This window comes from Pandoraea commovens (genome assembly GCF_902459615.1).
In the GTDB taxonomy this organism is placed as follows: Bacteria; Pseudomonadota; Gammaproteobacteria; order Burkholderiales; family Burkholderiaceae; genus Pandoraea; species Pandoraea commovens.
Window position 1 is genome coordinate 63159 of record NZ_CABPSA010000007.1, and the last position, 26275, is coordinate 89433.

The 26275-nt window shown below is 63.8% G+C and carries 24 protein-coding genes; 6 read left to right on the top strand and 18 right to left on the bottom strand.

Going from position 1 to position 26275, the window contains the following annotated elements; all coding sequences use genetic code 11:
- Positions 1-167: 167 nt before the first annotated feature.
- A complete protein-coding gene (locus PCO31010_RS19100) occupies positions 168-401 on the top strand; it encodes a formate dehydrogenase subunit delta (RefSeq protein ID WP_150576520.1) in 234 nt (77 codons plus the stop codon).
- Between the two features lie 115 nt (positions 402-516).
- Here PCO31010_RS19100 and PCO31010_RS19105 read toward each other — a convergent pair whose 3' ends face one another.
- Both PCO31010_RS19105 and PCO31010_RS19110 read right to left on the bottom strand, forming a co-directional pair.
- Complete coding sequence (locus PCO31010_RS19105) at positions 517-1374, bottom strand: EamA family transporter (protein WP_150665662.1); 858 nt, start codon at positions 1372-1374, stop codon at positions 517-519.
- Between the two features lie 311 nt (positions 1375-1685).
- A complete protein-coding gene (locus PCO31010_RS19110; RefSeq protein ID WP_150665663.1) occupies positions 1686-2126 on the bottom strand; it encodes a hypothetical protein in 441 nt (146 codons plus the stop codon).
- Positions 2127-2406: 280 nt separating this feature from the next.
- Here PCO31010_RS19110 and PCO31010_RS19115 point away from each other — a divergent pair, with 280 nt between their 5' ends.
- Positions 2407-2979, top strand: a complete 573-nt coding sequence (locus tag PCO31010_RS19115; protein WP_246184685.1) for an SLOG cluster 4 domain-containing protein — start codon at positions 2407-2409, stop codon at positions 2977-2979.
- Here the strand turns inward: PCO31010_RS19115 and PCO31010_RS19120 are convergent.
- The 5 genes from PCO31010_RS19120 to PCO31010_RS19140 all read right to left on the bottom strand — a co-directional run bounded on the left by PCO31010_RS19120 (position 2963) and on the right by PCO31010_RS19140 (position 10627).
- A complete protein-coding gene (locus PCO31010_RS19120; RefSeq protein ID WP_150665664.1) occupies positions 2963-4183 on the bottom strand; it encodes a ShlB/FhaC/HecB family hemolysin secretion/activation protein in 1221 nt (406 codons plus the stop codon). The two genes, PCO31010_RS19115 and PCO31010_RS19120, sit on opposite strands and share 17 nt — an antisense overlap.
- Before the next feature lie 496 nt (positions 4184-4679).
- A complete protein-coding gene (locus tag PCO31010_RS19125) occupies positions 4680-6290 on the bottom strand; it encodes a bifunctional aspartate transaminase/aspartate 4-decarboxylase (protein ID WP_150665665.1) in 1611 nt (536 codons plus the stop codon).
- Between the two features lie 119 nt (positions 6291-6409).
- Positions 6410-8095: an aspartate-alanine antiporter gene (aspT, locus tag PCO31010_RS19130; RefSeq protein ID WP_150665666.1), complete on the bottom strand. Its 1686-nt coding sequence runs from the start codon at positions 8093-8095 to the stop codon at positions 6410-6412.
- A gap of 60 nt (positions 8096-8155) precedes the next feature.
- Entirely contained in the window at positions 8156-9844 is a 1689-nt protein-coding gene (gene aspT / locus PCO31010_RS19135; protein WP_150665667.1) for an aspartate-alanine antiporter, read from the bottom strand.
- Between the two features lie 471 nt (positions 9845-10315).
- Positions 10316-10627 (bottom strand): YXWGXW repeat-containing protein, encoded by a 312-nt coding sequence (locus PCO31010_RS19140; RefSeq protein WP_174984943.1) that lies wholly within the window; start codon positions 10625-10627, stop codon positions 10316-10318.
- A gap of 275 nt (positions 10628-10902) precedes the next feature.
- Here PCO31010_RS19140 and PCO31010_RS19145 point away from each other — a divergent pair, with 275 nt between their 5' ends.
- Entirely contained in the window at positions 10903-12234 is a 1332-nt protein-coding gene (locus tag PCO31010_RS19145; RefSeq protein ID WP_150665669.1) for an MATE family efflux transporter, read from the top strand.
- A gap of 65 nt (positions 12235-12299) precedes the next feature.
- On the opposite strand, the gene hisN is transcribed toward PCO31010_RS19145, so the two are convergent.
- Positions 12300-13097, bottom strand: coding sequence for a histidinol-phosphatase (gene hisN, locus PCO31010_RS19150; RefSeq protein WP_150665670.1), 798 nt, complete (start codon positions 13095-13097; stop codon positions 12300-12302).
- Positions 13098-13299: 202 nt separating this feature from the next.
- On the opposite strand from hisN, the gene rarD reads away from it, so the two are divergent.
- The 3 genes from rarD (at position 13300) to PCO31010_RS19165 (ending at position 15241) form a co-directional block, all read left to right on the top strand.
- Positions 13300-14217 (top strand): EamA family transporter RarD, encoded by a 918-nt coding sequence (rarD, locus tag PCO31010_RS19155; RefSeq protein WP_150665671.1) that lies wholly within the window; start codon positions 13300-13302, stop codon positions 14215-14217.
- Between the two features lie 95 nt (positions 14218-14312).
- A complete protein-coding gene (locus PCO31010_RS19160) occupies positions 14313-14567 on the top strand; it encodes a hypothetical protein (protein ID WP_052253000.1) in 255 nt (84 codons plus the stop codon).
- Positions 14568-14779: 212 nt separating this feature from the next.
- Positions 14780-15241: a universal stress protein gene (locus tag PCO31010_RS19165; RefSeq protein WP_174984946.1), complete on the top strand. Its 462-nt coding sequence runs from the start codon at positions 14780-14782 to the stop codon at positions 15239-15241.
- A gap of 146 nt (positions 15242-15387) precedes the next feature.
- Here PCO31010_RS19165 and PCO31010_RS19170 read toward each other — a convergent pair whose 3' ends face one another.
- The 10 genes from PCO31010_RS19170 to gsiC all read right to left on the bottom strand — a co-directional run bounded on the left by PCO31010_RS19170 (position 15388) and on the right by gsiC (position 26106).
- Positions 15388-16290 (bottom strand): carbohydrate ABC transporter permease, encoded by a 903-nt coding sequence (locus tag PCO31010_RS19170; protein WP_246184686.1) that lies wholly within the window; start codon positions 16288-16290, stop codon positions 15388-15390.
- The gene (locus tag PCO31010_RS19175; protein WP_150665673.1) at positions 16287-17162 is read right to left on the bottom strand and encodes a carbohydrate ABC transporter permease; all 876 of its coding nucleotides are present in this window, start codon (positions 17160-17162) and stop codon (positions 16287-16289) included. Before PCO31010_RS19175 ends, PCO31010_RS19170 begins: the two co-directional genes overlap by 4 nt.
- Before the next feature lie 48 nt (positions 17163-17210).
- Positions 17211-18515 carry an ABC transporter substrate-binding protein gene (locus PCO31010_RS19180; RefSeq protein WP_150665674.1) on the bottom strand — a complete coding sequence of 435 codons (1305 nt, stop codon included), beginning with the start codon at positions 18513-18515 and terminating at the stop codon, positions 17211-17213.
- A gap of 106 nt (positions 18516-18621) precedes the next feature.
- Positions 18622-19827 (bottom strand): ABC transporter ATP-binding protein, encoded by a 1206-nt coding sequence (locus tag PCO31010_RS19185; RefSeq protein ID WP_150665675.1) that lies wholly within the window; start codon positions 19825-19827, stop codon positions 18622-18624.
- 293 nt (positions 19828-20120) lie between these two features.
- Positions 20121-20990 carry an alpha/beta hydrolase gene (locus PCO31010_RS19190; RefSeq protein WP_150665676.1) on the bottom strand — a complete coding sequence of 290 codons (870 nt, stop codon included), beginning with the start codon at positions 20988-20990 and terminating at the stop codon, positions 20121-20123.
- A 2-nt stretch (positions 20991-20992) separates the two neighbouring features.
- Complete coding sequence (locus tag PCO31010_RS19195) at positions 20993-21922, bottom strand: DUF4118 domain-containing protein (RefSeq protein WP_150665677.1); 930 nt, start codon at positions 21920-21922, stop codon at positions 20993-20995.
- Positions 21923-22219: 297 nt separating this feature from the next.
- The gene (locus PCO31010_RS19200; protein WP_150665678.1) at positions 22220-23038 is read right to left on the bottom strand and encodes a M55 family metallopeptidase; all 819 of its coding nucleotides are present in this window, start codon (positions 23036-23038) and stop codon (positions 22220-22222) included.
- Positions 23039-23121: 83 nt separating this feature from the next.
- Positions 23122-24246 (bottom strand): DmpA family aminopeptidase, encoded by a 1125-nt coding sequence (locus tag PCO31010_RS19205; RefSeq protein ID WP_150665679.1) that lies wholly within the window; start codon positions 24244-24246, stop codon positions 23122-23124.
- A gap of 23 nt (positions 24247-24269) precedes the next feature.
- Positions 24270-25175 (bottom strand): glutathione ABC transporter permease GsiD, encoded by a 906-nt coding sequence (gene gsiD / locus PCO31010_RS19210; protein ID WP_150665680.1) that lies wholly within the window; start codon positions 25173-25175, stop codon positions 24270-24272.
- A 10-nt stretch (positions 25176-25185) separates the two neighbouring features.
- Entirely contained in the window at positions 25186-26106 is a 921-nt protein-coding gene (gene gsiC, locus PCO31010_RS19215) for a glutathione ABC transporter permease GsiC (RefSeq protein ID WP_039399676.1), read from the bottom strand.
- Positions 26107-26275: the final 169 nt, after the last annotated feature.

Sequence of the window (26275 nt, forward strand, 5' to 3'; positions counted from 1 at the left end):
CGCACCGCCGTGTGCCGCCACGGACAATCCGCGTCCATCGTCGGAAGCACACAGTTCCGATGAGCTTCGCCGTCTATTGCCAACAGACGGCGCGGCGGACGCGAGATTGGCCAAGCGAACCGGTGCAATGCATCGACAGAGAACGATCACAGGGGACAAGACAGATCATGGACACCGACAATCTGGTCAAGATGGCCAATCAGATCGGGGATTTCTTCGAGACGATGCCCGATCGCGGCGAAGCGCTTGAGAACATCGCCGGCCATCTGCGTCGCTTCTGGGCGCCGCGCATGCGCATGACGATTCTGGAACATCTGGAGACGACGGACGGGCATGGCATGCGCGAGATCGTCGTGGCCGCCATCACCGCGCATCGCGCCGAACTCTGGCCGCGCAGCTGATATTCATCTGGACTTATCGGCAGGACGCGAGGTCCGGCCGTGACATCGGGCGCGCTCGTGGAAACGATTGCGCCTGATTTCGTTGGCAGACGCCAATGCCGCCTCAGGCGCCCATTCAGGCCCCAAGCTTGATGAGTACCGCACCGCCGACAACCAGACTGCATGCGACGATACGCCTCGCGTTGAGTTTCTCCCGCATGAACAGCCAGCCCAGCAGCACCGCAAAGATGGCGCTCGATTCGCGCAACGCCGACACCACACCCATCGGCAGAAATTGCAGCGCGAAGACCACCATGCCGTAGGCGCATTGCGCCACCACGCCCGCACCCAGCGCTTGCGCCACCCGACGGCGCGGCGCGAGGAACATGCCGCGCCATCCGCCCCGCCACTTCCACACTGCCCCGACCAGCGGCACGCTCGCAAACAAGTACGCCCACGCGATGTACGCGAAGCCGTTCCCGCCACTGCTGTTCGTCAGGCGAATGCCGAACCCATCCACAATCGTATAGGCCGCAATGAACACGCCGGTGAGCAAGGCGGCAGGCACGCTGTCGCCGGACAGACGCCGCCCACGCAACGCGAGCGTCAGAATGCCGATACAGATGCACGCGATGCCGATCACCGCAATCCAGCGCGGAAGTTCACCCGCGAGCAGTAGCGCCGCCCCCGAGATCAGTAGCGGCGAGATGCCACGCGCGATCGGATAGATCTGTCCGAACTCGCCCACGCGATAGGCGCGGATGAGCGCCGCCGTGTACGCCACCTGCGCGCATGCGGACAGGAGAATGAGCGGCCAGACCTCGACGGGCGGTATCGGCAGCACCGCAATGCCGACGACGGCGGTGAGCAACTGTGGCACGGCCATCATGCCGACTTGCCAGAGACGATCGGGACTCGCGTGAAGGAAGGCGTTCCAGGTGGCGTGCATCAGAGCCGAGAGCAGCACGAGGAGCACGATGGGAGTGGTGGTCATGTCGATCGGACGCGGCGGCGGTGTGTCGGAAATGGGATGACAAGGGTGCGCCGACGGCTTGGGGGTCAGCCACAAAAAAGTTGTCCACACCCTTTGTGGATAACCCACTGGATAACCTGACGTCGACTTCCGAGTCGCCCCGTGAACAGGGGCTGTCAAGAGCCTTGCTCAAAAAACGGTCAGAGAAGGAACAAATATTCGGCTTGACGGTCTGCCCCCTCCCTGCTCAACCGCCCGCCTCCTCGTTTGCCGACACATGAGACGACATCTCGGCATCCTTCTCAGTTTGCGGCGGCGGGCACGCTGCGCATTCAGGCGTCGGGAGCGGGCGACTGCGGCGTAGCACGCAACGCGGCCATCACCTGGCTCTGGCCCATGCCAGCTTCCGGCGACTTCTGCAGTGCCAGCAGATAGCGTTCGCCGAACTCGTCTTCTTTGCCGCCGGTACGACGGAACAGTCGCGCGGCTTCGTCGGCCAGTGCAATGCCAGCCTCAGCGAGCGGCGGCTCCTGCTCCTGCCATTCGTCGAGTGCAACGATCAGGCGCGAGACAGGATCGAGCCAGCGGAACCAGGGGTCTTCGGTGAACAACTGGACGAAGCGGCCAGTCGGCACCGCACCGAAAACCCCTTCGTATTGCTGACGGTCGTAGTCGATCAGCACCTTGTGCTGGGCAAGCAATGCGGCGCGCAACGCCTTCAGGGCAGCGATCTGGGCGGCACTGGCCGGTGTGGTTTCGGTCGGTTCGGTCATCTCTGGCACCGGGTTACGTCAGAAAGGATAGGAAACAGAATTGGAAAGCGTCTGACATGCACTTTAGGACTTAGCCCATAGCCAACAGACGTCTGGATCACGATACTACACGGGTCTCGCAAACACCTCGCGAGACCAGGCTTTCACTTCCCCGTGGGAGGCCTGCTTCCTCACCCGCCAACCCGGCGGGTTTTTTTTGCCCTGACACTTCGTCTGCCCACTTCGTTTATCATCGGCAGCGCCCTCACCTCCCCGCACTGCGCGTGGCTCACGTTCCGATATGACCCTTCCCCTGCGTCCCAAGACCATTGGCGTGATGGGGTCCGGCAAACAGCCGTGGCCCGAACTTGCCGTGCCGCTCGGCCGTGCGCTGGCGCTCGCTGGCTTTCACTTGCTTACCGGTGGTGGACAGGGAGTGATGACGAGCGTGAGCGAAGCGTTCTGCGCCGTGCCGCAACGCATCGGTCGTAGCATCGGCATCGTGCCGACGGAGGCAGTCGGTGGCACGGATGATGGCGACGATGGGCAGACGGGTGTGCCTGGTACGTTCCGCGCAGTGCCCGGCTATCCGAACCCGTTCGTCGAAGTGCCGATCCTCAGCCCGCTGCCGCGTCATCTGCCCGACGCGCCGCCCGGGACCCTTTCGCGCAATCACATCAACGTGCTCTCGAGCGACGCCATCGTCGCCCTGCCCGGCAATCACGGCACGCGCAACGAAGTCGGGCTCGCCGTGCACTACGGCAAGCCCGTGATTCTGTTCGGGCAGAGCGAGCACTTCGCGGACATGCCCGCGTCGCTCGTGAGAACGGTATCGCTCGATACCGTAATGGACTTCGTCAGAACGGTACGGTGAGCTTCGCGTCGATCGACTGGAAGCGATAGGACCAGCCGGGCGGGCCGCTCGCTGCGGGCATCCACGGCGCGTTCAAGCGCTGCATCACCGACAAGTCCAGCTTCGACGTCCCCAGATAATGCGTGTGACTCAGCCCCACCTCGGCGTAACTGTCGTAGGTGTGGATCGCGTTCGGATCCTCGGTGCGACTGCGGTTGTAGCGCAGTTCGAGGCCAGTCGTCCCGTTGGACGTCACATCGAACGCGCGACGCACACGCCATTGGAGCGTCTGCGTCTGCGTGGTGCCCGTTGCAATCTGATCGGTGGCGGCATTGGTGGAGCCGGTGATGCCGACGGTCCAGTCGGCGTCGATGGGTACCGAATAGTTGGCCGTCAGATCGCGGTTGGTCGCATCACGTCGCGCATTCTGCAAATCCTGACTGAGCTTCGTATCGAGCTTGCCGTACATCCCCAGCGGGTTGTTCATCAGCAGATTGGCGGTGCCCTGCATCTTGCCGGTGGTCGTCATGCCGCTGTTGTTCATGCCGACGTTGAACTGATACGGACGGTCGTTGAGTACCTGAAGCCCGATAGCGCCCTCGCCCGGCGTGCGGCTACGCGTGGCGACGAAAGGCAGTTGGTCGTCGCGCACCACGAGTCCGCGACGCATCAGCATGCGGATGTTGCGGTTCGCCAGACTCTCGTGACGCGGCATGCCGCGCAGGCACGATGCGCGTGCGAGGAACGTGTTGGGCGGTGCAACGTCGGGCAATGGCTGCGGCTCGCTAGCGGCGGCGGTAGCGCCTGAGGCCACGGCATCGATATCGACGGCGTGGATCGCGGTGCCGTCCGCGCTCAACTCCGGCGCGACGGCGAACTCGCCTGCAGGCAGTGGCGGCGAAGGCGGTGTCGGGGAGACGACCGGCGTCTCGGCAGACGCTGCGCTCGCGCCGTCTGCTGCGACGGTTTGCGACGGATCGGATGACGCGGACGGGTCACCTGCGGATGTGGTTGGGTTTGAAGCCGCGGCCGCAGCCGCATCGGCCGCACGCTTCGCGGCCTCCCGATCGACGGACGCAGCGATCGCGTTCGGATCGTCGCCAGCGAACAGTGCAATCGGATCGGTGGACGCCCCCGGATCCTCCACCACGGGCGGTGCAGGCGGTGGTGGGGGCGGCACAAAATACTGAGGCGCCAGTCCGCGGTCCCACAGTCCGTAGGACACAGCATTCTGCTCAGTGAAACACGGCGGATTAGGATCCGAGAAGAGAGATTGTGCGTGCGCGCCCACCGGTATTCCGGCACTCAGACACGCGGCCAGCAGGAGGCGACTCCGCACGACCGGCTTTACCGACATTCGACACCTGAAAATCCCACCCCACACCGTTGCCGTCCGCAAGCGTCGTGCGCCGCTTTCGACATGAGGGGGGTGACGTAGCGACAAGGGGCTATTTTACGTCGATCGGGTGACGCTCTGCCAGTCACGAAACGCCCAAATTCCCCGGGAACTCTTTCGCGGGATTGCCACTCTTATCGCGTGACTTCCCCTGTAGTGATTTTTGCCCGCCTCGTGCGGGCATTTTATTTTGCGATTCCACATCGCAAAAAAAGCCCGGGAAGTGGGTTCCCGGGCAATGGTCGATCGCCATGGAGGGGCGACCGAGGGGGGCCAGCCGATGCCGCGTCCCCGTCAGGACGCAGCACCGTCGTCATCACGTCAATTACTTCTTCTTCCCACCTTTTCCGCCAGCGAGGAAGCGTTCGTTGTACTCGTCCATGAGTTTGCGCACCGTCGCACCGATCTGGATGTAGTCCGGTTCGTTGAGGTTCGCGAGCGACACCCGACCCGAGGGGTGCAACGTACCGAAGCCGCGCCCCGGCAGCAGCACGACGCCGCTTTCCTTGGCCAGACGGAACAGCACCTCCGACGGATCGATGTTCTTCATGAACCAGTCCACGAACGCCTTGCCGTAGATCTTCGTACCCAACACCTCAAGATCGAGGATGTTGTAGTAGTCGACGGTGTTCGGCCCGCTTTCTTCCGAGATCCCCGCCGCGCGATACATCACGGCCTTGCGGCGGCGGATGATGCGCTTCACGGCATGCTTGTACGCGTCCGGCTCGTCCATCAGGCAGAACAGCGAGAAGAGCGCCATTTGCACCTGCTGCGGCGTCGACAGACCTGCCGTGTGGTTGAGTGCCACAGCGCGGCTGTCGGCCACGAGACGATCGATGAACTTGAGCTTTTCCGGCTCCGTCGTGATCGACGAGTAGCGTGCATTGAGCCCTTCACGCTGCGCCTTGGGCAGTTTGGCGATCTTGTCGTCTAAGACATTCTTCTCGTGCGTGGCAATCGCGCCGAGACGCCAGCCCGTCGCCCCGAAATACTTCGAGTACGAGTACACGAGGATGGTGTTGTACGGCGCAATCGCGAACAGCGAGCGGAAGTCGTCGGCAAACGTGCCGTAGACGTCGTCGGTCAGGATGATCAGGTCCGGGCGCTTCTTGACGATAGCGGCAAGATGTTCGAGCGAAGCGTCGTCCATCTTCACCGACGGCGGGTTGCTCGGGTTCACGAGGAAGAACGCCTTGATCTTCGGATCGAGCAGCTTGTCGAGTTCCTTCTTCGAGTACTGCCAGCCCAGATCCGGATCGGCATTCAGATTGACTTCGTGAAGCTGATAGTCGGCCAGTTCCGGGATCTCGATATACGGCGTGAAGATCGGCATGCCCAGCGCAATCGAATCGCCCGCTTGCAGCAGATGGTTCGTCTTGAGCGTGTTGAACAGATACGTCATGGCCGCAGTGCCGCCTTCGACCGCGAACAGGTCGAAGTTGCCCACGAACGGGTGACGTCCGACCATCTCGCGACGCAGATACTTCGCCGAGATCTTCTCGGTATTGCGCAGCATGCGGTCCGGCACCGGATAGTTACACCCGAGAATGCCGTGCACCATCTCCGTGAGGAAATCCTCGACGACGAGCCCCATCTGATCGCGCACGTACGAGATCGATTTTTCCAGGAACTTCACGCCCGGCGCGTGCTGGTTCTCACGCGCGAAGTCTTGCCAGCGGGCTTCCACGCCCTTGCCCGGCGGAATGCCGCCCACGCCTTCCGGCATGTACGTGAACTGGCGCTCGGCTTCGGACAACGCGAACAGCCCCAGTTGGAAGAAGCCATGGCGTGGTTCGAGCGCCAGGAAGTTCGGGTTACCGCGACCCGCGTTGAGCATCGAGCGCTGCGCGCCATTTTCCTGTGCGAGTTCGATCAGCGTGTCCTTGAATTCGAACGGGCTGAGTTTGGCGAGTGCGTCGAGTTCCTTCGATTTCATAGCAATTTCTCCATGAACAACCACTTACAACCCATAGCGATGCCGTCTTGCGGGGGCAGCGACGGACGATCGGGACGAATGCATCAATCAGATAAAAGCCATAGGGGACGGTCGTGGCCTCAGGTCAGCGACACCACCAGCGGTCCGAGCAGCGTGAGCAGCACGTTGGCGATGGCGTAGGTGATGGCGAACGGCACGGTCGGCACGTTGCTCTCGGCCTTGTCCAGAATTTCGCCGAAGGCCGGATTCGCACTGCGCGAGCCGGACAGCGCACCCGCCAGAATGGCCACGTTGTCGTAGCGCAGCACATAGCGTCCGAACAGATACGTGAGCAACAACGGCACGATGGTGACGATCACCCCGGCAACGAAGATCGAAATGCCGCTTTGCTGCAACGTCTGCCAGGCTTGCGCACCGGCGGAGAGCCCCACGCAGGTCACGAACGTCGCCAGCCCCAACTCCTTGAGCAACGAGCTTGCCGCAAGCGGCATCGCGCCGAACGTCGGATGCTTGCCACGCAGCCAGCCGAAGACCAGACCCGCGAGCAGCGCACCGCCACCGCTGCCCAGCGTGAGCGGAATGCCGCCGACCTTGACCACGATGTAGCCGATCAGCAAGCCGAAGACGATACCGATGCCCATGTACACGTAGTCGGTCTTCACCGAGTACGCGACCGGATAACCGGCTTCCTTGGCGGCGCGTTGCACGTCGCTGTCGGCACCGTACAGCGTGACCACGTCGCCGTGATAAATGATGGTGTCGTCGAGAATCGGCACGGGCTGGCCCATCCGCATGATCTTCGCGATGTACACGCCATGCTTAACGTCGCGCTCCACACCGGCCTTGAGTTCGCCGAGCGTCTTGCCGTTGCCGCCCTTGCGCGCGAACACGACTTCCTGCATGCGCAGTGCGATATCGAGATCGGCGGACGGACGTTGTTCGTCGCCGAGCAGACGCCAGGCTTCGGTGGCCGCTTCACGTCGACCGATGAGCATGACGTCGTCGCCCGCTTCGAGCACGAGATCGTCGGTCGCGATGATGATCTTGCCTTTGCGACGCAGCCGTTCGATGGTCACGCCATCGGTCAGTTGCTTCTCGATCTCGATCACGCGCTTGCCTGCACCGGTCGTCACGCGATAGACGCGACCCACGAGCGCCGGCAGCGAGTCGACCTGATCGGCGGAGAGGACCGCACGGCCACCGGCCATTTCGAGCTCGGCCTTCTTCGAGTCTTCCTTGAGCGTGCGGCCCATGAGCTTCGGCACGAGCGACGCGCACACGATGATCGCGCCAAGACTGCCGAAGATGTACGTCACCGCGTAACCGATGGCGACTTCGGATTGCAGGCGCTTCACTTCGTCCGCAGGTAAGCCGAGGCGCGAAATGGCGTCGCCCGCCGTACCGATGATGGCGGACTGCGTGAGACCACCACCCGCCACACCGGCGGCGAGGCCTTTGTCGAAGCCGAAGATCTTCGCGCAGATCAGCACCGTGACCAGACCGGATGCGGCAAGGAACACGGCCATGCCGATCTCACGCAGCGTTTTGCGCGAGAGCGAACTGAAGAACTGCGGACCGCTTTCGTAACCCACGGCGTAGATGAACAGCGCGAACATGATGCTCTTCACGCCAGCGTCGACCGAAATACCGATTTGCGAGACGACCACGGCCACCAGCAGCGAGCCACCCACGCCCCCTAGCTGGAACGAACCGAACTTGATCGCCCCGATGGCGTACCCGAGGGCGAGCGACAGGAAAATCGCGACCTCCGGGACATGATTAAGAATCGTATGCACCAGTTCCACGGCAGAACCTCCGTCAAAAAGATGAATGCGGCCGCTGGCGGGGGAGCCAGCGCCGACTCGCTAACGCGAAAACTGATGGGCGACGAAAACCACCGCCGGTCCCATGAGCGGCAGCAGCACGTTCGACAGGGCGTACGTCACCGTGTACCCCACGACCGGCAATGCGCTGTTCGCGGTTTGCACCACTGCGCTAATGGCAGGCGTGCTTGCCTGCTGACCTGCGATGGCGCCGATCAGAATCGGGCCGTCGATGCGCAGCAACTTGTGACCCACCCACAGCGACACGAGCGCCGGAATGAGCGAAACGCAGATCCCCACGACCGGCAGCGCCATGCCGTGTTCGCGCAGCAGCACCGCCGCCTGCGGCCCGGCCGACAGGCCGACGCACACCACGAACACCGCCAGCCCAAGGTCTTTGAGCAATTCGTAAGCGGCCGACGGGAACGTGCCCCACGTCGGCCGACGCGACAGCAGCCAACCGCTCGCCAGCCCCGAAACCAGCGCGCCGCCGCCCGAACCGAGCGTCATCGGTGCGCCGCCGATATGCACCGACAAGTGTCCGATGCAAAGGCCGACGATCAGCGCGAGGCCCACGAAAACAAGGCTCGTCTTATTGCCGTACGGCACGGCTTTGCCCATCACGGCACCCGCGCGTTCGACGTCTTCTTGCAGGCCTTGCAACGTCACCACGTCGCCGCGTTGCAGCGGAATTTTGTTGAGCGACGGCAACTGCATGCCCATGCGTTTGACGGATTTGACGAACACGCCGTGGCGCAGCTCCACAGGCGCTTCGCGTCGCAGATCGGCAACGGTGCGCCCTTCGGCTTCCTTGTTCGTCATGATGAAATCGCGCTCCACCAGCACGATGTCGCTCGTCTCGGTGCCCGCGACTTCCGGGCCGATGAGCGCGTGCGCGTCGAGCATGGCGTCGCGGCGGCCAACGAGCAGCAGTTCGTCGTTGGGTTCCAACGTGAGGTTCTGAGCAACGGCCACTTGCGTCGCGGCGCGGCGCACCCGTTCGATCGCGACACGCCCGTCCAGCGCGGCTTCGAGCGCGGCGACGGTGAGTCCGGGGTGCGCTACGCGATAGCTGCGCCCGACGAGATCGGGCGCGGCCGGGGCGCCGAGTTCCTCACCGTTCTCGTCCTCCATCTCCTTGGCCAGACGTGCACTGTCGGCTTTCAGATCGATGCCGAGCAAACGCGGGGCGAGCAGATTGGTGAACAGGACGATGGTGATGAGGCCGAACACGTAAGTGAGCGTGTAAGCCGTGACGACGTTGGCCTGCCAGGCCTTGAAGGCTTCTGGATCGAGCCCGAGGCGTCCCAGCGCTTCGATGGCCGTGCCGACCATCGCCGATTCCGTTGCCGCACCGGCCGCCAGACCACCCGCCGTGCCCGGATCGAGACTGAGGAATTTCACGGCCAGCATGACGATGCCGAACACGAACACCACTTCGATGATGGAGAGCACGCCGAAGCGCAGGCCGCGCAGGTTCAGGTTCTCAACGAACTGGGGACCGGCAGAAAAGCCCATCGCAAAGATGAACAGCGCAAAGGCGAAATCTTTGAGCGAGCCTTCGACCATGCAGCCGGTCTGTCCCACGAGCAATGCGACAAGCAGCGCGCCGCACACGCCACCGAGCTGAATAGGGCCGAACTTGATTCGCCCGAGCAGTTGACCCAGGACGACGCAGACGAACACGGTGATCAACGGCACAGCATCGAACAGCGGAACTGAACACTGCATACAGGCTCCTGCCACATGTCGCGCTTCGGCGACGGGCTACCGCACTTGGCGGCCTACGTCCGGCATACGAGACTTCGGAAAACGACAGATCGTCGCGGCATCAGCCACGCCAATCGAGAGACAGCAGACCGTGTATCGGTCGTACGTTTTGCACCTGTGCGGGAACCGCCAGGCGTTTATGTAGGGAAGGCGCACACGGCGCACTTATTACCTGTGAAAGTTGCACGATCGTCGCGCAATCAGGTAGCACAAGTAATTAAAATTACGCTATCTGCGACTGTTCCGCATTTCGAGGCGACGCGGTGTGGGCATAGTGTTGTTCAACGTTCCGGACGTGTCAACAGGTTTCGCGTAAGGTCTCCACCTTGTGCGCGTCAAGCCCACAATTCCACTCACTATGTCGGAATCCTGATTAATAGTCGACGAACGTCGGCCACACGGCATGACGTCGTGGGACGATAGATGAGGGCGTTACTTCGGTGCGCGGATTTCGTGGATGGTGCCCGGCCCCCAGCCGGTGGCGTCCCACTTGCCGTCGCGCAGCGTCCATTCATGGACACCGGTCTCTTCCCAGTGCGGCGGGGTGTAGCGCATGCCGGGGCGCTTGGCTTCCATGTGTCCGTCCACCCAGTCGTAGCGGCCGTCCTTCCATTGCCAGTAGCCCGGCACCCAGAACTCGCCGTTGGGCGCGGCGTGCGGATCTTCGAAGCGCGGCGGCGGCGGGCCGCGTTGCAGCGTCACGTCGGCCAGCGCAGGCAGGCTTGCCAGACATAGTGCGGCCACCAAAGCATAACGTCTATGAGGGCGATGTGCGACGAGGAAGGTCATGACGGACGTGACGGGCGAGACGATTGAAAGCGACGAGGACGACATGCGCAGACTTTCAGTGAAGACAGAGAAGTGGCACATTGTACCGTCCGCTTACCCGCATCATCAGTCCACATCGCGCGCGATGTGCGTCATAACGTCACGAAACCTTATAATCGGCGCACTCACAACCTGCCGCCTCGTGCGGATTCCGACGGTGCCGCCATGAACGGCTGCCGCAACGCTCACTCATGAACCCTGCCCCTGCGGCCGCCGGTCACCGGCAATTGCTTCGTCTGGCGGTGCCGATCGTGCTCGCCAATCTCACCCAGCCCTTGCTCTCGGCCGTGGACACCGCCGTGGCCGGTCATTTGCCAGGCCCGACGTATCTAGGCGGTGTCGCGCTCGGCGGACTGCTGCTGAACCTGATCTTCTGGGGATTCTCGTTCCTGCGCATGGGCACGACCGGTCTCGCGGCGCAGGCCTTCGGCGCGCAAGATGCACCACGGCTTCGCGACACACTCGCCCGTGCGCTGGCGCTGGCCTTCTCCATCGGCGCGGTGTTGCTCGTGTTACGCGTGCCGCTGGTGTCGCTGGGCGTCTCGTGGCTCGGCGGCAGCGAGCAAGTGCAGGCGCTGGCACGAGAGTACGCGAGCATCCGTATCCTCGCTGCCCCCTTCGCGCTTGGCAATTACGTGGTGCTGGGCTATTTGCTCGCGTGTCAGCGTGTGCGTCAGGGACTGGCGGTGCAGGTGTTCATCAATGTGGTGAACATCGTCGCCGTGCTCGCGTTCGTTCGCGGCTTCGGCTGGGGGGTCGCGGGCATTGCATGGGCGACGGCGCTGGCCGATCTGCTCGGTTTCGTGCTCGGAGCGTGGCTGCTCTGGCTTGCGCGCACGCCCAATCTGCCGCCGCTACGGGTGGCCACGCTCGTCGAGCGCGCAGCGCTCTGGCGTTTGCTGCGCCTGAATCTCGACATCTTCCTGCGCACGCTGTTTCTGCAACTCGCGTTCGCGTGGTTTGCCCGCGTGGGAGCGCGTCTGGGCGACACCACGCTTGCCGCTAACGCCCTGCTGCTGAACTTCCAGACGTTCATGGCTTATGGCCTCGACGGCTTCGCGCATGCCGCCGAAGCCCTCGTCGGCGCCTACATCGGGGCACGACAACGACAGGCGCTGTTGCACGCGATCCGACTCTCTCTGGGATGGGCGCTCGGGTGCGCCGTGGCGTTCGCGCTCGTCTACGCGATGGTAGGCGGCGTCATCATCGACGCGCTCACCGATCAGGCGACGCTACGTGAAACCGCACGCGAATTCCTGCCGTGGGCGGTGCTCTCGCCTATCGTCGCCGTCTGGTGTTTTCAGTTGGATGGCGTCTTCATCGGCGCAACGCGTACACGCGAATTGCTCACGTCGTCGCTGATCGGTCTGCTGGTGTTTGGCACGGTAATGCCCTTCACGATTGAGGCGTGGGGCAATCACGGCTTGTGGGTCGCGCTGATGGCATTCCTCGCCACGCGCGGCATCGTGCTTGGCGTGCTGCTGCCGCGCATCTGGCGCGGCATGCCTCGTCAGGCGGCTTAATTCGGATGATCTGAAGGGGACGGGCTTGCGTGGCTCGTCCATTCACCGCATGGCCAACTGCGGCCTCAGCCGCGAATGCAAGCCAGCGCCGCCGCGTGCAGCTCGGCGTTGGCGGCCGCCAGCACCTGCCCCTGCGACGTGAGCGTCAGCGGCTTGCCTTCCCAATCGGTAATGACACCACCGGCCGCCTCGACCACAGGCGCTACGGCCAGATAATCGTACGTCTGCAAGCCCGCTTCCATCACCAGTTCGATGTGCCCGCTCGCGAGTAGCCCGTAGGCGTAGCAATCGCCACCGAAACGACGACGGCTGACGGCCTTCGTCAGGCGTTCGAACCGGGCATACTCCGCCGCATCGAAAATGTCGGGCGACGTGGCATAGACGGTCGCGTCGGCCAGCGTGGTGACCGGGCTCGTCGCGCACAGCTCGCCACCGAAGCGCGCTTCACGCACGCCCGCAGCGGCGTCGTTCACACCCACCCATCGCTCGCCTGTGGCAGGCATATCGATCACGCCGACGACCGGGTTGCCGTTTTGCAGCAACGCAAGCAATGTGCCCCACAGCGGATGGCCCGTGATGAAGCTGCGCGTGCCGTCGATCGGGTCGACCGACCAGACGAACTCGGCGTCCACACCGGTTTTACCGAACTCCTCGCCCCAGATGCCGTGCGACGGATAGCGTGCGGCGATCTTCTCGCGCAGCGCTGTCTCGACTTCGCGGTCGGCAATCGTGACGGGGCTTTCGTCAGCCTTGTCGTCGACCGCGAGACGACGGCGGAACCAGCCCATCGACAGCGGGCGGACGGCGTCGGCAAGCGAGGCGGCGAACGCCGCATATTCGGCAACAGCGGGAACGGACGACATGCACGAATCTCCTGCGAAGGTGCCGCACGATGCGGCAAATGGTGAAATCACTCGGTGAATCGCGATGATACGCGCTCGCCGGTGACGCGGCGACGACATTCGGCGCGTAAATATATCTGGCGGCCCGTGCGCCGGGAGTGCCCAATACTGGTGCAAATTTGCTATGCTCGCGGCCTGATTTGCCCCCTCTCACAGGACTCCCATGCTTTCCGGTCGCGGCGTGATGCTTTCCGTATCGGCGTCGGTCATGTTTTCCGTTATGCCCGCGCTCGTGGCGCAATTGTCGCCCCTCTCGGGACTGGACGTCTTTGCATGGCGCATCCTGCTCACCCTGCCCGGCACGCTGGTCATCGTCACGGCGTTGCGTCGCTGGGAAATCGTCGGCAGCACGTTCTCACACGTCTTTCACCGCCCTGCGCTGCTCGGCGCGGTCCTTTTGTGCGCCGCGATGTTGGGCGTCCAGCTCTGGCTGTTCGTCTGGGCACCGCTGCAACAGCGCATGCTCGACGCCTCGCTCGGTTACTTCCTGCTGCCGCTCACGATGGTGCTGGCGGGTCGCACCGTCTACAAGGAGCGCCTGAGCCCCTTGCAGACAGCTGCCGTCGTCTTCGCCGCGCTCGGGGTCGCGCATGAACTCTGGGCGACGCGGGCACTGTCCTGGGTGACGGCCGTCATCATGTTCGGCTACCCGCCCTACTTCCTGCTGCGCCGCCGCCTGCATCTGGACGCCCTGAGCGGCTTCATTCTGGAGATGCTCGCGATGGCGCCGGTCGCCATCTTTCTGGTCTGGCACGCGTGGGGGCAAAACGCGCCGGTACTCGCCGAGCCGCGCTTCTGGTTCTGGCTGCCCGCGCTGGGTCTGCTCAGCGCGAGCGCGCTCGCAAGCACATTCGCTGCCGCACGCGTGTTGCCTATCGGGCTTTACGGCATTCTGGGCTACGTGGAGCCGGTGCTGCTGTTCGCTGTGTCGATCACGTTGTTGGGTGAGCCCTTCACCGAACGCGGGCTCTGGACGTACGTGGCGATCTGGATCGGCGTGGCGCTCATCGTGTTCGACAGCGTGCGCACGCTGCGCCGCCAACGGTTGCTCCGTCCCGCAGAAGAGACGGCACCGCTGTAAGACTCGCTGTGGGGCTGGCTGCGGGTTGTTGGTTACGACGTCATGCAAGGCAACATCGGCGCGTTATACTCGCGCAAGCTTGTACGACAACGACTATGAAAAATCTCGCCAGAACCGCCATTCTGCTTTCCTCGGGGCTTCTCACGGTGACGCTGTCCGCCTGCGGCACGTCTGCACCGCTATTCACTTCCGACGGACGCGCCACGCAGCAAATCCAGTGCTCTGCCACCAATTCGGGCGACTGCGACCAGCGCGCCCGTACACAGTGCGCGCAAAAGGGGTACGACATCCTCACGCGAGATGTGAACGGTGGCGTCGCCAATCTCGTGATCGCCTGTCATCCGAGCTAAGCGCACCTCTCACAGCGCGCGTCTCACTCACGTTTCGACTGCTGGCACCGCGCCTCACCCAGGCGCGCGCCAGCTGTTCGCATTCCGATGGGTTATTGCGCGCGGTCAAAGTCCCTCCCCGGGTCTGGGATGACTTTCAGGACACGCGGTGCGAGAATGGTATGCGTTTTCCCAATTGCCGCACGCATTTTCAGCCCCAAGAGGACACCATCATGTACGAACGCATTCTGGTTTCGATCGACGGCAGCACGCCCTCGAACCGCGCCATCGACGAAGCGGTCAAACTCGTTGCACTCAGCCAGGGCAAGATTCGCCTGGTCTCGGTCGTGCCGTCCCTCGCCAACGCCTACGCCGCCGGTGCCTACAGCGGCTTCGTGCCCCTGGAGAGCCAGGAGTCGTTCGAGAAGGAAACGGACGAGATTCTGGCAAACGCCAAGACCGAACTGCAAAAGCGCGGCGTCGATGCCGAGACGAAGATGATCACGCTCGAAGCGGGCACCGACGAGATCGCCGACGCCGTGCTGCGTGAAGCGCAAGAATGGAACGCCGATGTCATCGTGCTCGGCACGCATGGACGTCGCGGCATCAACCGTCTGCTGCTGGGCAGCGTGGCCGAAACGCTGCTGCGCATCACCACGGTGCCGGTGCTGCTGGTCAAGGCCGCCGACAAATAACTTCGAAAACGCTTCGCCCCTCGCGCTAACGTCCGCCCTTCCGGCTCGTTGAACGGAGTCCGGAAAGGTCGCTACGTCAGGCGAAGATAGGTCGGACGACAAGACGGCACGCTCTTCCGCGTGCCGTTTTGCTTTCAGCGCGGGTCTTAGCGAATACCCGCACGCATGAACGACTGTACGAACTGGCGCTGAAACAGCAGGAATGCGATGAACAGCGGTGCAGCGGTCATGAGCGTTGCGGCGGTGATCAACGACCAGTCGATGCCCTGATCCGTCGCCGCAAAGACCTGCAAGCCGACCGTCAGCGGGCGCGTCTCCACCGAGTTCGTCACGATCAGCGGCCACAGGAAGTTGTTCCAGTGGTGACTGATCGACACCAGCGCATACGCCACGTACACCGGCCGTGCGAGCGGCACGTACACGCGCCACAGCACCTGCCACGCGTTAGCGCCCTCCACGCGGGCCGCATCGTCCAGCTCGCGCGGCACCGTCTTGAACGCTTGCCGCAGCAAGAAGATACCGAATGCCGACGCGAAGTACGGCAGCGCAATGCCCAGAATCGTATCGCGCAGCCCCATCCAGGCGATGGTGCGGTAGTTCTCGACGATCAGCACGTCCGGCATGACCATCAGTTGCAGCAGCACGATCATGAACGCCACTTCGCTGCCCCGGAACGTGAAGCGTGCGAACGCGTATGCAGCCAGCGTGGCGAGTACGATCTGCGCCGCGAGAATCACCGTCACCAGCACGAACGTATTGATGAGATATCGCCCGAACGGCGCCGCCTGCCACGCGTGAACGAAGTTCTCCAGTGTGAGCGGTGCGTCGAGCACGAAGCGCGTGGCGTAGGCCGACGGATGGATCGCGCTCCAGACGCCATAGAGCAGCGGCAGCAGCCAGAGCAGGCCGAGCAGCCATGCACCGGTCACGTCGAGCAGGTTAGCGTGTCCCGTCGCGCAGAAGGCAGGAAGCGACGCAGACGCTTTGCCCGCACGGGCGGATGCGTCCGACGCCCCCGCAGCGGAAGAGGGATTGGCAGAGGTCGTCATTGGTAATGCGTACGTGAGTCGAGCAGACGGAATTTCACGAAAGCGACGATGGCGAGCAGCGTGAGCAGCACCACCGTGAGCGCCGCCGCGTACGACGTATCCCAGAAACTGAAAGCCACCTGATAGATGTAGTACAGCAGCAATTGCGTGGCGTTGTCGGGACCACCGCGCGTCATCACCACCACGTGATCGACCAGACGGAACGCGTTGATGAGCGCATTGATCACCACGAACACGGTCGTGGGCATCAGCAGCGGCCACTGCACGCGACGGAAGAACTGCCAGCGCGACGCCCCTTCGAGCGCTGCCGCTTCGGCGAGCGTCGGCGAGATCTGCTGCAACGCGGCGAGATAGAAGATCATGAAGAAGCCCGCTTCCTTCCAGATCGTGACGACCATGAGCGCGGGCAGCGCGGTGCCCGGCTGTCCGAGCCAGTTGTGATCGCCCCAACCGAACGCTTGCGAGATCTGCGCGATGAGCCCGTACTGCGGCGTGTAGAAGAAGAGCCAGATGTTCGCGACAGCAATCATCGGCAAGATCGCGGGAGTGAAATACGCCAGACGCAGCAGCGCGCGCCCGGGCACCTGACGATGCACCCATAGCGCCATGACGATCGACAGCACGATCGCCACGGGCACCGTGATCAGTGCGAACAGCAGGTTATTGCGCAGCGCCTGCCAGAAGACGGGATCGTCGACGAGCGCCTGATAGTTCTCGGCGCCGACATACACGGACGATGCACCGGCGCGCGCCGTCGAGAACACGCTATGCCATAGCGTCGCAACGGCAGGATAGTGGGTGAAGGCAACCAGCAGCACCAGCGCCGGTAACAGCAGCAGCCAGGGCACCCATGAGGCGGAAGAACGGTTCATCGTCGGTCCATCGGTTCAGCACCCGGGGCCGGGCCCCGGGCTTCTACATCAGCGAGCGTACGGACGCAGGATACGATCCGCTTCGCGCTGCGCATCGTCCAGTGCCTGCTTGGGTGACTTGGTGCCGGTGAGCGCAGCTTGCAGGCCGTCGCTCAGCGCCTTCGTCACGCGCTGGTTGTCGTGCGTCGAGAACTCGGCAACGCTCACGCCGAGCTGATCGCGCGCCACAGCGGCGGCGGGCACCTTCTGCACGTACGCCTTCATGGCGGGGGTTTCCCACGCGGCCGGCGTCACGGCGACGTAACCCGTGTCGATACCGAACTGCGCGGCACGCTCAGGCGTGGTGGCCCACTTGATGAACGTCATGGCCGCCTGCTTTTCCTCCGGCGTCGATTTCTTGAAGACGTAGAAGTTGCCGCCGCCCGTCGGGCTACCACCGCGCACCTTCGTCGGCATCTTGCCCACGCCGAACGGGAACGACGCGTTGGTGCGGATATTGGTCAGGTTGCCCGTCGTCGTGTAGATGATCGCGGTCTTCTTTTCGAGGAAGTCCTTCGGCGTGGTGCCCCACTCGATGGCGCCGGTCGGCATGACCTTGTACTTGGTCGTGAGGTCGACCCAGTATTGCAGCGACTGCACGGCTTGCGGCGCGTTGAGGAACGTCTTCGTACCAGCCGGGTTCATCAGCTCGATGCCCGCTGGCGTGGTGAATGCCTGGAACAGCCAGTAGGCAAAGCCGACGGACGGCACCTTGATGCCCCACTGCGTCACGTTGCCCGAAGCATCACGCTTGGTCAGCTTCTGCGCGTAGCTCACGAGTTCGTCCCAGTTCGCCGGGGCGCGGTCCGGATCGAGACCGGCTTCGCGGAAGGCGTCCTTGTTCCAGTACATGACGATGGTCGAGCGCTGGAACGGCACGCCCCAGGTGTGACCGTTGATGCGCGAATTCAGCATCAACGCCGGGTAGAAGCTGTCGAGCCACTGCTTGTCGGCAGCCGTGTTGGCAATGCTGTCGATGGGCACGACGGCGTCTTCGTCGATCAGCGTGAAGACGTCGGCGGCGGCGAGCACGGCCAGTTGCGGCGGCGTACCGGCCTTCGCGGCAGTCAGCGCCTTGACCACCGAATCCTGATACGAACCGGCGTACACGGGCTTGATCTTGATGCTCGGATGGTCCTTCTCGAAGTCCGCCACCAGATCATTGATGATCTTCGTGACCGGGCCGCCCACGGCGACCGGGTAATAGAACTGGAGCTCAACCGGCTTCTGTTGCGCGATGGCGTGGCTCGTCAGACCGCTGAATGCCAGCGTGGCCAGACTGGCCGCAAACGTTTTCAGAATCGTGCGTCGCATGTTCCTGGGTTCCCCATGAAAGCGTAGTGGTGATGTGACTGGTAGTGAATGTTGGCCGCCCGGCCGTTTGTTCGTGCATCCGGCCGATGCCAGCCCCCGCCCTGATTCAGGCGTGTTGTTCCGGCGTCAGCGCCATGGCCTGCATGGTTTGCGGGGCTTGTGGCGACGTGGCGTCCGGCGTCTGTGCCGCGACGGGCGATGCAGGCAACGGCGTCGACGGTGCGATCTGTGGGCTCACGTTCAGCGTTGCATTGGTCACACGCTCGCCCGAGGTCGCGTCGAACAAATGCTGATCGGCGGCATCCCACTGCAAGCCGATGGCATCGCCCGGCAGGAACGGCCGATGGCCCGGCACGCGCGTGGCGATCTCGCCCGCGTCGCCGAGCGCACACGCGACAAGCGTGTCCGCGCCCAGATACTCGACAGCGCTCACCGTCGCGAGCACTGCGCCCACAGCGGTCGGCGCGACAGCGCGAACGTGTTCCGGACGCAGCCCGAGCAGCGCGGCGTCACGCGTGCCGGCGGGGGCGAGCGCGGGGCCGGTTTGCCCGGCGGGCACGAGCGCATCGCCATGACGCACCAGCTTGAGCAGATGCATCGGCGGCGTGCCGATGAAGCTTGCGGCAAAACGCGTCGACGGCGTGGCGTACAGCGTGTGCGGTGCACCGTGTTGTTCGATCCGGCCGTGACGCAACAGCACGACCTGATCGGCCATGCTCATCGCTTCGGTCTGATCGTGCGTGACGTAGATGAGCGTCATGCCGAGCTGCTGTTGCAGCGCGCGGATTTCACGACGCATTTCCTGACGCAACTGCGCGTCGAGATTCGAGAGCGGTTCGTCCATCAGACATACGGACGTCTCCGCGATGACCGCACGCCCCAGCGCGACACGCTGTTGCTGGCCGCCCGAGAGCTGCGACGGCTTGCGGTCCAGATAGGGCTCCAGCCCGAGCAACGACGCCACACGGGCGAGGCGTTGCGGGTAATCGCGCGTCGGCTCGCGGCGCACGCGCAGGCCGAACAGCAGGTTCTCACGCACGGAAAGATGCGGAAACAGCGCGTAGGACTGGAACACCATCGAGAGCTTGCGGCGCGCGGGCGGCAGCGCCGTAACGTCGTCGCCACCGAGCAGGATACGGCCGCTCGTCGGCGTATCGAGACCGGCGATCATGCGCAGCAGTGTCGACTTGCCGCAGCCCGACGGGCCGAGCAGAACGACCAGCGAGCCCGCGTCGGCCGAGAAACTCACATCCTGGAGCGCGTGTGTGCCGCCCCACTGTTTGCTGACGGATTCGATGACGAGCGATGACATGAGCGGATATGCACAGGCCACGCAAAGGCGGCCGGATCGGAAAAACCCGACCTTAACCGGCTATCGATGGCAGTTTGATGACATCGTGTGCACCAGTCCTGGCGCGGCTCTCGCGGGACAGGAATGTCAGGCATCCGATCAGTCGAGCGAAGACACACGCAGGCCCGATACCGCTCTCGTTGCGTGAGAATTCAGATATCCGAACGAAGGCCACACACGCTTGGGGAAAGCGTGTGCGACTTCATGAACTGCGGGGATGTCGGGCGTCGGGGTTGACGCCCGGGTGATGACGATCAGGCCGCTGCCTGACGGCGCTTGGCACGCAGCAGCGCCTTGGAGATGATGCGGGTCTCGGAAGTCGCGGCACCGGTGCGACGCGCCACGGCGTCACGGAAGAAACGTCGCGTCTCGTCGGCGACGGTCTCGCGCTCGTTGTCCATCGTGAGGATGTGATAGCTCTCGCCGAGCAGGCATTTCTGCTTCACTTCCGACGACACGCCTTGGTACACGATGCGCGCGTTGTGCGGGCTGGCCGTATCGTCGTCCACTGCATGGACGATGAGGCAATCCGCCGTCACACGATCGAGTCGGTGGCGCACGTGAGAGGCGAGCCGTCGCGCGTTATACAGATGCTCGATGGGCAGAGACGCCGAGCCGATTTCCGAGGCGTCGTGCAGCGACATGGACTTCTCAACGCGCGCACGCAGCCGCTCGTTCTTCAGCCCGAACGGCGCCTTTTCGTAGTAGCGGTAGCGATTGCCGAACGGCAGGTGATACAGCAAATCGAGCAGCGGATAGGCGAGCGGAATGGTCCAGCCGTCGTACACGAGCGTGACGGCCAGCACCGAGATCGCCGTGACGTCCGGCTCCTCTTCGGCCACGGCCAGACTGAGCGTCGCGCCCATGCTCAGCCCGCAAAGCGAGACGGTCTCGTGCGTGTCGCGCAACTCGCGATACTTCGCGCGCGCGGCAGCGATCCACTCGCGCCAGTGCGTGCACGGCGAGCCGAGGCCGTAGCCTTCGATATGGGGCACCGACACGGTGTACCCGTCGCGATGCAGCGCCTTGGCGACCGGACGCATTTCGAGCGGTGTGCTCGAGAGTCCCGGCAACAGCAGCACGGCGTGCTCGCCGCCCTTGTAGAAAATGTCTTCTTGAAACATCGTTAAGCCCCGCCGGAGACGACGGGCGCCTCCGAAACTTCGGTCACTTCGCGCCGGTCAGGCGTGCTGGTCTTCGTATCACTCGCATGGCTGGACGTGGATGCCTGCGACAGCGTGTGGAGCGGCGTCACCGGGCGCACCGTCGGCCCGGAGTGCAGTCGCAGAATCACATAAGTCCCCACATGCGCGCGGAAATGCTGAAGCTCGCAGTGGATCAGGTCGTAGCCACCGTCGCGCGTACGCACGCGCAAGTTGTACGCGCCGTGCGGCGGCGGCTCGACGTCGAGCGAGAAAAGGCCCTCCATGCGCTTCGCGTCGTCCGGATGCAGCAGTGCGCGCAGTCCCTCGCGCTTGGCGACCTCCGGCGTCACGCCCGTCTCGCGACGGAAATGCTCATCGATGAAGACGTAATGCGAGGCCGGGTTCGCCAGATAAAAGATCGAGTCCAGGTGCTTCGTCAGGTACGCCATGAGCGCGTTGCCCAGTTGCACCGAATCGGTAAGCACCATGCGCTCGTTCTCGGCGCGCAGCAGCATTTCGTAACGCGTCTGCGCCACCTCGGCGATCAGCTCGGCGCGATATTGCGCGCGGCGCAGCCGCTCGATCAGCGCCACGGCGAGCGGCGTGATCATCAGAAAGCCGGTGACGATAAGCACATCGCGGCGATCCAGTTGGGCAACGTCGCGAAACGGCGGCACAAAGAAGAAATCGAAGATCGGGATGCTGACGACCATCGCCATGATTGCGGGTCCGAGACCCCAGACGAACTCGACGATGATGACCGCGCAAACGAAAAAGAGACCTGGCATCGAGTGATCGAGCACCGGATGCAGGAGGCTGCGAACAAGAAACGCAGCAAGTACCACCATTAACGCACCGACATACCGCTTGGCGCCGGGCTCCGCCCAACGTCGGGCGTTTCTGATATCCATGATTCACCGCCGACTTTTGTCGACGCTCAATAATCCGAGGTTGTGCACTAAAAAGCGGCACACCTGTTACAAAATATTACGGATTATCGCACGTCCGCTCTTGACGTTCGGGGGCGTCAAACCCTAAATCAGTCGCGCCTTAGCAACACGGAAATGGCGGATCCAGCACTGGCGCGGCTGCGCGGCCAGTGCCGGTTCGGTTGACAGGGAAAAACCGGTGACGAAACTCGACAAAACGCTGCAAATCAAAAGGATACGGGGCCTTTTGGGGGACGCATTTTGCGGATTTCGGCGCCTTCAGCGCAACATGGAAGACATTGCGGAGAGGCAGTTGAGCATGCGAACGGCCGCCTCGACGGTGGGCGCTTCGAACTGCAATGTGACGCCGTCGACGCGCTCAAGCGTCGGCCACTGACAGAAGAGATCCGCCAGCGCGGTGGTCTGTGTTTGCAGACGCACTTCGACCGGCGTTTCCACCTTGAAGGTATGCCATTTGCGCGGGTCGGCCAGCGACACCTTGGCCGCTTCGCGAATCAGGTCGCACGACTGCGCCGGGTTGAGCGTCATGCCGCTGCCCTGCCCCCACGCCGACTTGGTCTGCACGAAATGGGCGGACGGGAAAATCGGTTGCGTCTCTTCAACGAACACGTCGTCGCCGCTGGCCATGACGACAGGCACGCCACGCTCGCCTGCCAGCGCGCCGTAAATCATCGCTTCGCCCGCTTCCACGCCGCCCAGCCACACGCGCGCGAAGGCGAAGCTGTTGATGGTGTGGGCCAGAATGCCAGCGCTCTGCGACTTGCCGTGAAAACCGATCATGAACATCGCGTCGCACCCGGCTTCCACGCCAGCGGCCATGCTCAGATAGCGCGGCTTGCCCAGCACCAGACGCGCGCGCGGGTCGAGTTCGTCCGGCAGCAGATTGCGGAAGCTTCCGTGCGAGTCGTTGACCATCACTTCGGTCGCGCCGCCCGCGAACGCGCCTTCGACGGCGGCATTGGCCTCGCGCGTCATCCAGCGGCGGGCAAGTTCGTATTCGCCATTTCCGGCGCGGGTCTGTTCGGCGTGAAAGACGCCGGCGACGCCCTCGATGTCGGTGGAAATCAGGATTCGCATAGTGTCATCAATATCTCAGCAATGTCTCGGCAGTGTCATCGATGGGGTTTCCCGGGCTCGCCGGACTGCACCGGGCTGTGTATTCAAAGCGTCGCCCAGTCGGGCAGCACGTCGGCCAGCGCGCGTCGCACGTGACCATCGCGCCCAAGTACCGACTCGGCGGCGAACAACGCATGCAGAATGGCCTGCTCGGTAGCGTCGGCCGTCGCCTGGAAAATCGGATCGAGTAACGCGTCGGGCACCAGCGCTGCGGGTGCAACACGCCCCAGCGCGTCGTGCGGCACCGTGTAACCGGTGGTGAAGGCGAGTGCGACGTCGCCGCTGCCGTGACCGTAGACGGAGCCCGTGCGGGCCAACCCTGCCCCGGTGCGGGTCGCGACGCGGCGCAACTGGCGCGCGTCGAGCGGCGCGTCGGTGGCGACGAGCATGATGATCGAGCCGCGCTCGGGCGCTGCGCTCTGCTCAGGCTGGGCAAGGCGTTCGTCGAGCACCGGGCCGACGTGGCGCCCGTCAATCGTCAATTGCGAGGGGCGTCCGAAGTTCGACAGCACCAGCACGCCGACGGTAAACGTCGCCCCGGCCGTCTCCACCACGCGCGACGCCGAACCGATCCCGCCCTTGAGGCCAAAGCTGGACATGCCTCGCCCCGCCCCCACCGCACCCTGCGCGAACACCGGCGACGCATTCGCCAGTGCCTGCGCGTAGTGCGCGTCCGAGACAGCGAACGCCTGCATGTCGTTGAGGTAGCCGTCGTTGCATTCGAACACGGTCGGGTTCAGCGACGGTCCGCCGCGTCCGATGTCGGGGTTCGCGGCAATGGCGGCGCGCAGTTGCCCCAGCACGACCTGACTGACGGAGAAGGTGTTGGTCAGCGCCAGCGGCGCTTCGATCACGCCAAGCTCTTCGATCTGCATGAGACCGACGCTCTTGCCGAAGCCGTTGATCACGGCAGCGGCAGCGGGAATCTTGTTGCGGAACGGGTCCCAGCGGGCGTGGGGGGCGCAGGCGTCGGGCGCGCCGCCCGCGTCAGCCGTGGAGGCCGGTGTCGGGCACACGACCGTGACGCCGGTCTGCACCGGCCCATCCTCCAGGGTGACCTGCCCGACGAACACGCCGGGCACATCGGTGATCGCGTCGCGCGCCCCGGCGGGCAGTTGCCCCACATGAGGTGCGCCGAACAAGGCATCGCGAAATTCTGACGGGGGCATGGCTTCGCGCTCCTGCGGGAATATCAGTGCCGGTCGAGCTTCGGATCGAGCGCGTCGCGCAGACCGTCACCCAGCAAGTTGAAGGCGAGCACGGTCAGGAAGATGGCCAGGCTCGGGAAGATGGCAATGTGCGGCGCATTGACCATGTCGGCGCGCGCTTCGTTGAGCATGGCACCCCACTCCGGCGTCGGCGGCTGTGCGCCCAGACCGAGGAACGACAGGCTCGCGGCCGTGATGATCGAGGTGCCGATACGCATCGAGAAGTACACGACGATGGACGACACCGTGCCCGGCAGAATGTGCCGCATGATGATCGTCCAGTCGGACGCCCCGATGGAGCGCGCCGCTTCGATGTACGTCAGATGCTTGAGCACCAGCGTGTTGCCGCGCACGAGGCGGGCGAACGCCGGAATCGAGAAGATAGCCACCGCCACGATCACGTTGATCATGCCGTTACCCAGCACCGCCACCACGCCGATGGCCAGCAAAATGCCCGGGAATGCGAACAGCACGTCGGAGATACGCATGACGATGCGATCCCACCAGCCTTCGTAATAGCCGGCGAGCAGGCCGAGCACGGTCCCGATGACCGCCCCAAGCGCGACCGAGCCGAAGCCCGCAGCGAGCGAGATGCGCGAACCGGCGAGCACGCGGCTGAAGATGTCGCGGCCGAGCGAGTCGACGCCGAACCAATGCTTCGCGGACGGCCCCGCATTCAGCGCGTCGTAGTCGAAGAAGTTCTCCGGGTCGAACGGCACCAGATGCGGCGCGAGAATCGCGACGATGACCAGCGCCAGCACGAAGGCCCCGGCGACCATCGCAATGTGTTGCTTCTTGAACTTGCGCCAGAATTCGCGCCACGGCGTGCGTACGCGGGTGTTGGTGGCGGCAGCCGCGTTCGCGGCCGTTGTCGGTTGGCTTGCGCTCATTGTGCTTGCCTCACTTGTAGCGAATGGTCGGGTTGATGACGGCGTACAGCACGTCGACCACGAGGTTGATCAGAATGAACTCAAGCGAGAACAACAGCACCAGCGCCTGAATCACCGGGTAGTCGCGCATCTCGACCGAGTCGATCAGCAGGCGTCCCAATCCGGGCCAGTTGAACACCACCTCGACGACGATCGAGCCGCCGAGCAGAAAACCGAACTGCAACCCCATCATCGTGACGACGGGGATCATGGCGTTACGCAGCGCGTGCTTGAACACCACGCGCATTTCGTTGAGGCCCTTCGCACGCGCGGTGCGCACGAAGTCTTCATGCAGCACCTCGACGAAGGCCGAGCGTGTGAAGCGTGCCATCACGGCGGCCACGGCCGCGCCCAACGTAATCGAGGGCAGGATGTAGCTCTTCCACGAGTCGGCGCCGATGGTCGGCAACCAGCCGAGCTGCACCGAGAAAATCTGCATCAACAGCATGCCCAGCGCGAACGCCGGGAACGAGATGCCGGAGACGGCGAAGGTCATGCCCAGCCGGTCGGGCCAGCGATTGCGCCACACCGCCGAGGCCACACCCAGCCCCATGCCGATCACCACCGACCACACCATGCTCACCAGCGTGAGCCACAGCGTCGGCAGGAAGCGGCTGGAGATCTCCTGCGAGACCGGCTGCTTGCTGCGCATCGACAGACCGAAATCGCCGCGCACGGCGTTCGTGATGAAGGACGTGAACTGCGTGAGCAGCGGCTTGTCGAGGCCGAGATCCTGACGCACCAGCGCCACGGTCGCCTCGTCCGCCTGCGGACCGGCCGCCAGACGCGCCGGATCACCCGGCAACATGTGCACGAAGGCGAACACCAGCACTGCCACGATCAGCAGCGTGGGGATCAGGCCGAGTAGGCGTTTGAGAAAATAATTGAGCATCGCAGTCTTGCCGAACGTCTTGCCGAAACCATGTCTTGCGGTAGACCGCGCCGCCAGCGTCGAAGCTACTTCGCTGGACCGGGCGGCGCGGGGAACATCACACGCGCATCGAACGCATATCGCACGCATATCGCACGCGCGCCGCCCCGGCATTCCGGGGCGCACACGT